General features: G+C 73.9%; 1 protein-coding gene. It reads left to right on the top strand.

The annotated features are described in order from the left end of the window. The coding region (locus ACFXBC_RS34470; protein ID WP_385033852.1) for an SDR family NAD(P)-dependent oxidoreductase at positions 1–6,341 on the top strand (6,341 nt) is incomplete at both ends.

Genomic DNA, 6,341 nt, shown 5'->3' with positions numbered 1-6,341 from the left:
GGGCGCGGATGGTGGCGGTGGACTACGCCTCGCACTCCGCTCAGGTGGACCGGCTTGAGGAGGAGATCACGGCCGCGCTGGCCGGGATATCCCCGCGTCGGGGTCGTGTCCCGATGGTCTCCGCGATGACCGGCGAAACCCTGAGCGGTGAGGAGCTGGACGCGGGCTACTGGTTCCGCAGCCTCCGTGCCACGGTCCACTTCGACCGCGCGGTACGGGCCCTGGCGGGCCGCGGACACCAGCTCTTCATCGAGGTCACCCCGCACCCGGTCCTGATGGGCGCGATGAACGACACCCTTCAGGACCTCGCCCAGGAGACCGGACCGGGTACGGAGCCGGCCGCCGTCTGCGGGACGCTGCGCAGGGACGAGGGCGGCACGCAACGGCTGGTGACCTCGCTGGCCGAGGCGTTCGTGGGTGGGGCGCCGGTCGACTGGGAAGCGGTGCTCCCCGGAGGGCGGCGGGTCGAGTTGCCGACGTACGCCTTCCAGCACGAGCGCTTCTGGCCGAAGGCCGCCGGCACCGTCACGGGCGGCGACCCGGCGGCGCTGGGCCTCAGTGCCATGGGTCATCCGCTGCTGGGAGCAGCAGTTGAACTCGCCGGTGGAGCAGGCACGTTGTGCACCGGTCGGCTGTCGGTGCGTACGCATCCGTGGCTGGCTGACCACGCGGTGGACGGTGTGGTGCTGCTGCCGGGGACCGGCTTCGTGGAACTGGTCGTACGCGCCGGTGACCAGGTCGGCTGCGGGCTCCTGGAGGAGCTGACGCTCCAGACGCCGCTCACCCTCCCCGACGACGGCGGAGCCGTGCAGATCCAGGTGGTGCTGGCCGAAACCGGAGCGGACGGCCGCCGCCCCGTCGATGTCTTCTCGCGCCCGGACGCGCCCGACCAGCCCCAGGTGTGGACCCGGCACGCGAGCGGACTGCTCGCCCCCACCGGCCCGGCCGCCGCCACCGACGACGACTTCGCGGTATGGCCGCCCCGCGGGGCCACGAAGGTGGACGTCTCGGGTCTGTACGAGGCCGCGAACGAGGGCCCGTACGGCTACGGCCCGGCGTTCCAGGGGCTCCAGGCGGTGTGGCGCCGTGGCGAGGAGGTCTTCGCCGAGGTCGCCCTCCCGGAGGGGGTGGCGCAGGACGCCCCCGCGTTCGGCCTGCACCCCGCCCTGCTCGACGCCGTACTGCACGCCTCCTTCCTGATGGGCGGAGCCGGAGAGGGTACGACCGGCGAGGTGCGGCTTCCGTTCGCATGGACGGGGGTCGAGCTGCATGCGAGTGGCGCCTCGGTGCTCCGCGCCCGGCTGCGCCGCGACGCGGCGGGCACCCTGGCGATGACGGCCGCCGACCCGGCAGGCCGGCCCGTGCTCTCGGTGGCCTCGCTGATCACCCGCCCGGTGGACACCGACCGCCTCCGCTCCGCCGATATGGCAGTCGCGGACGCACTGTTCACCGTCGCCTGGACACCGATCGCGGGGGGAGAACCCGTAGCCGGGGAGTGGGCGCTGCTCGGCACCGACCGCTTCGGTGTCGCCGAGACCCTGGAACAGTCCGGCACCCCGGTGCGGACCTTCTCCGGGCTGGCGGATGCCGCTGCCGCCGCGGAGGCTGCGGAGTACACGCCCGCCGTGGTCCTGGTCTGCGCCGGCGGCGCGGACGGCGCGGACGATCCGGCGTCGGCCGCGGCGCGGGCGACCGGTGAGACGCTGGGCCTGGTGCAGCAGTGGCTGGCCGAAGACCGGCTCGGCGACGCCAGGTTGGTGGTGCTCACCCGTGGTGGTGTGTCGGTCTCGGCCGGTGAGGGGGTGGCCGACCTGCCGGCCGCCGCTCTCGCCGGGCTGGTGCGCTCGACGCAGTCGGAGAACCCGGAGGACCGGCTGCTCCTGGTGGACCTCCCGGCCACCCGTACCGCCGGGCAGATCGCCGCTCTTCCGGCCGCCGTCGCCGCCGGAGAGCCTGAGGTCGCTGTCCGGGACGGTGTGTTGTACGGGCGGCGGTTGACGCGGTCTTCGGGTGCGTTGGTGGTTCCTGAGGGTGTGTGGCGGCTGGAGCCGGATGCGGGTGGTTCGCTGGAGGGGCTGGCGTTGGTGCCGGTTCCTGGGGTGGATGGCCCGTTGTCGGCGGGTCAGGTGCGGGTGGCGGTCGGTGCCGCGGGGCTGAACTTCCGTGATGTGCTGATCGCGCTGGGTATGTACCCCGGCGGCGGAGTACTCGGCAGTGAGATCGCCGGAACAGTGCTCGAAGCCGGACCTGGCGTCACCCAACTGGCCCCGGGTGAACGGGTGATGGGCGTGGCCCAGGGCGGCTTCGGCCCTGTACTGGTCACCGACGCCCGCCAGCTGGTCCGCGTACCGGACGCATGGACCTTCGCCGATGCGGCCTCGGTGCCGACGGCCTTCATGACGGCTTGGTATGCGTTGGTGGAGTTGGCGGGTGTGAAGTCGGGTCAGCGGGTGTTGGTGCATGCCGGTGCTGGTGGTGTGGGTATGGCGGCGGTGCGGATTGCCCGGTATCTGGGGTTGGAGGTCTTTGCGACGGCGAGTCCGGGCAAGTGGTCGGTGCTGGCGGGGATGGGCCTGGATGAGGCGCATGTGTCGTCGTCGCGTGGGGTGGGTTTCGAGGCGGAGTTCCTGGCTGCCACGGGTGGTGCCGGTATGGACGTGGTGGTGAATTCGCTGGCGGGCGAGTTCACTGACGCGTCGTTGCGGTTGCTGCCGCGTGGCGGGGCGTTCGTGGAGATGGGCCGTACGGATGTCCGTGACGCGGAAGTCGTCGCGGGGGAACACCCGGGCGTCCACTACCGGCCTTTCGACCTGGGTGAGGCGGGCCCCGAGAGGCTGGGCACCATGCTCGGCCGGATCGTGGAGCTGGTGGTCGCCGGGGAGCTGGAGCGTCTTCCGCTGCGGGCCTGGGACGTGCGCCGGGCACGGGACGCGTTCCGCTTCATGCAGCAGGCCCGGCACACCGGAAAGATCGTCCTGACCTTCCCCGCCCACCTCGCCGAGCCCCGTCCGGCCACCGCGCACAGCGCCCGTGCTGCCCTGATTACCGGTGGTACGGGCACGTTGGGTGGTCTGGTTGCGCGTCATCTGGCGGTGACGGGGCGGGCCGAGCGGTTGGTGTTGACGAGCCGTTCGGGTCCGGCTGCGGCTGATGTGGCCGCTTTGGCGGCGGGGTTGGCCGAGGCCGGTGCGTCGGTGGATGTGGTGGCGTGTGATGCGGCGGACCGTGGAGAGCTGGCCACCGTACTGGCCGGGGTGCCGGCGGAGGTTCCGCTGCGGACCGTGGTGCATACGGCGGGTGTGCTGGACGACGGCACGGTGGCCTCGTTGACCCCTGAGCGGATCGCGGGCGTGATGCGCCCGAAGGCGGACGGTGCCTGGAACCTGCATGAACTCACCCGTGGGCTGGACCTCGACCACTTCGTACTCTTCTCGTCCTCAGCGGCGGCGTTCGGGGTGCCCGGTCAGGGCAACTATGTGGCGGCCAACGCCTTCCTGGACGCACTGGCCGCCGAGCGCCGTGCCTCCGGGCTCCCGGGCCTTTCGCTGGGATGGGGCCTGTGGGCCGACGCCAGCGGACTGACCGGGCAGCTGTCGGATTCGGGCCGGGACCGGTTGACGCGCAGCGGCGCGGTCGCGCTGAGCGCCGATGAGGGACTGGCGCTGCTGGACCTCTCGCTGACCCGGGACGAGGCGCTCCTGGTGGCCTCCCGACTGGACCTGTCGGGGCTACGTGCCCAGGCGGCCCGCAGCGCGGAAGTCCCGCCGCTGTGGCGGACGTTGGTCACCGCCGGCACCGGACGCCGCAGCGCTGCCGGGGCGGACGGCGCGGGCGCGGACCCCCTACAGCAGCAGCTGGCAGCCCTGCCCGCCGCCGAGCGCGACGAACTGCTGCTGAACCTGGTACGTGCACACGTCGCCGCGGTCCTGGGACACGCATCGGGGGAGTCGATCGAGTCCGGCCGGCCCTTCACCGACCTCGGCTTCGACTCGCTCACCGCCGTCCAGCTGCGCAACCGGCTGAGCAGCGCCACCGGGCTGCGGCTGCCCGCCACGCTGGTCTTCGACTACCCGAACCCGGCTGCGCTCGCCGGGCACCTGCGTACACGGCTCGGCGAGGGTCCGGAGCCGGGCACCACGGCTGCGACCGGCACGGCAGCGGCCACGACCACGACCGGGGCGACGGACGATCCGATCGCCATCGTCGGGATGAGCTGCCGCTTCCCCGGGGGTATGGCAGGCCCCGAGGACCTGTGGCGGATGCTCTCCGACGGCGAGGACGCGATCTCGGAGTTCCCCACCGACCGCGGCTGGGACCTGGAGGGGCTGTACGACCCGGACGCCGCACAGAGCGGCACCTCGTACACCCGGGCGGGCGGGTTCGTACAGGACGCCAGCGCCTTCGACGCCGGCTTCTTCGAGATCAGCCCGCGTGAGGCCCTTGCCATGGACCCGCAGCAGCGGCTGCTGCTTGAGCTGGCCTGGGAGGCGTTCGAGCGGTCCGGGATCGACCCGGCCACCCTGCGGTCCACTCCGACCGGCACCTTCGTCGGGGGCTACGCGTCCGGCTACGAGATGAGCGTCCTGGCACAGGGCGGTTCCGAGTCCGAGGGCCATCTGATGACCGGGATCGCCACCAGCATCCTGTCGGGCCGGCTCGCCTACACCTTCGGCCTGGAGGGCCCGGCGGTGACGGTGGACACCGCCTGCTCGTCGGCGCTGGTGGCGCTGCACCTGGCGGCGCAGTCGCTGCGGTCCGGAGAGTGCTCGCTGGCGCTGGCCGGCGGTGTGACCGTCATGGCCACCCCGGGCACGTTCGTGGAGTTCTCCCGGCAGCGCGGGCTCGCCGCGGACGGCCGGTGCAAGGCGTTCGCCGCCACGGCCGACGGCACCGGCTTCTCCGAGGGTGCCGGCCTGCTCGTGATCGAGCGGCTCTCGGACGCCCGGCGCAACGGGCACCCGGTGCTGGCGGTACTGCGCGGCAGCGCCACCAACCAGGACGGTGCGTCCAACGGTCTGACCGCGCCCAACGGCCCCTCCCAGCAGCGGGTCATCCGCGCGGCGCTCGCCAACGCGGGCCTGACATCCGCCGATGTGGACGTGGTGGAGGCGCACGGCACCGGCACCAGGCTGGGCGACCCCATCGAGGCACAGGCGCTGCTGGCCACCTATGGCCAGGACCGCCCCGACGACCGGCCGCTGTGGCTGGGCTCGGTGAAGTCCAACATCGGCCACACCCAGGCCGCCGCCGGGGTGGCCGGAGTGATCAAGATGGTGCTGGCGCTGCAGCACGGCCAACTGCCCCGCACACTGCACGTGGACGAGCCCTCTCCCCATGTCGACTGGGCCTCCGGAGAGGTGCGGCTGCTCACCGAACCTGTGCCGTGGCGGGCGGACGGCCGGCTCCGCCGCGCCGGTGTCTCCTCCTTCGGGATCAGCGGCACCAACGCGCATGTCATCGTCGAGGAGGCGCCCGCGCCGCAGGCCGGGCCCCCGTCCGGAGCCGAACCGGCTCCGGCGGCCGCTCCGGCACCGCTGCCGGTGGTGCCCTGGCTGCTCTCCGCACGGACCCCGGAGGCGCTCCGGGCCCAGGCGGGGCGGCTGCGCCAGTTCCTGCTGGAGCGGCCCGGTACGGACCCGGTGGACATCGGTTTCTCGCTGGCCACCACGCGTACCTCCTTCGACCACCGCGCCGTGGTGCAGGGCGCGGACCGCGACGCGCTGCTCGCGGGCCTCGCGGTGGCCGCCGCGGGGGTGCAGACCAGGGACGTGGTGACCGGCACGGCCACGGCGGGCCGGAAGACGGTGTTCGTCTTCCCCGGCCCGGCCGCCTCGTACGGGAGCCGCGACGGAGACGTCGGGCTGGACGCGGCCGCCGCGCTGCTCGACGAGTCCCCGGTCTTCGCCGACCGGATCGCCGACTGCGAGCAGGCCCTCGCGCCCCATGTGGACTGGAAGCTGACCGAGGTGCTGCGGGCCGGCGAGGACAGCCCGGCGCTCGGCAGCCCCGAGGTCCGCCACCCGGTGCTGTGGGCGGTGCTGGTGTCGCTCGCGGCGCTGTGGCGCTCGGCCGGCGTGCACCCCGCCGCGGTGGCCGGGCAGGGGCTGGGCGAGATCGCCGCCGCCCAGGTGGCCGGCGTGCTGACGGCCGCCGAAGCGGCCGCGGGGGCCCGGGGGGCGCGGCGGGCCGCGGGCCGCCGCCCGCCCGGCGGCGGGCGCCCCCCCCCCGCGGGGGCGGGGCGGGCGCCCCGCCGGGGTGCCGCGCGGGGCCCCGCGCGCGGGGCGGCCCCCCCCGTGGGGGGGGGGCCCCCCACGGGTGCTTCACCGGCGAGGTGGAGTACC

This window comes from Streptomyces sp. NPDC059398 (assembly GCF_042751845.1).
Lineage (GTDB): Bacteria > Actinomycetota > Actinomycetes > Streptomycetales > Streptomycetaceae > Streptomyces.
This window is presented reverse-complemented; position numbering and strand designations above follow the sequence as displayed.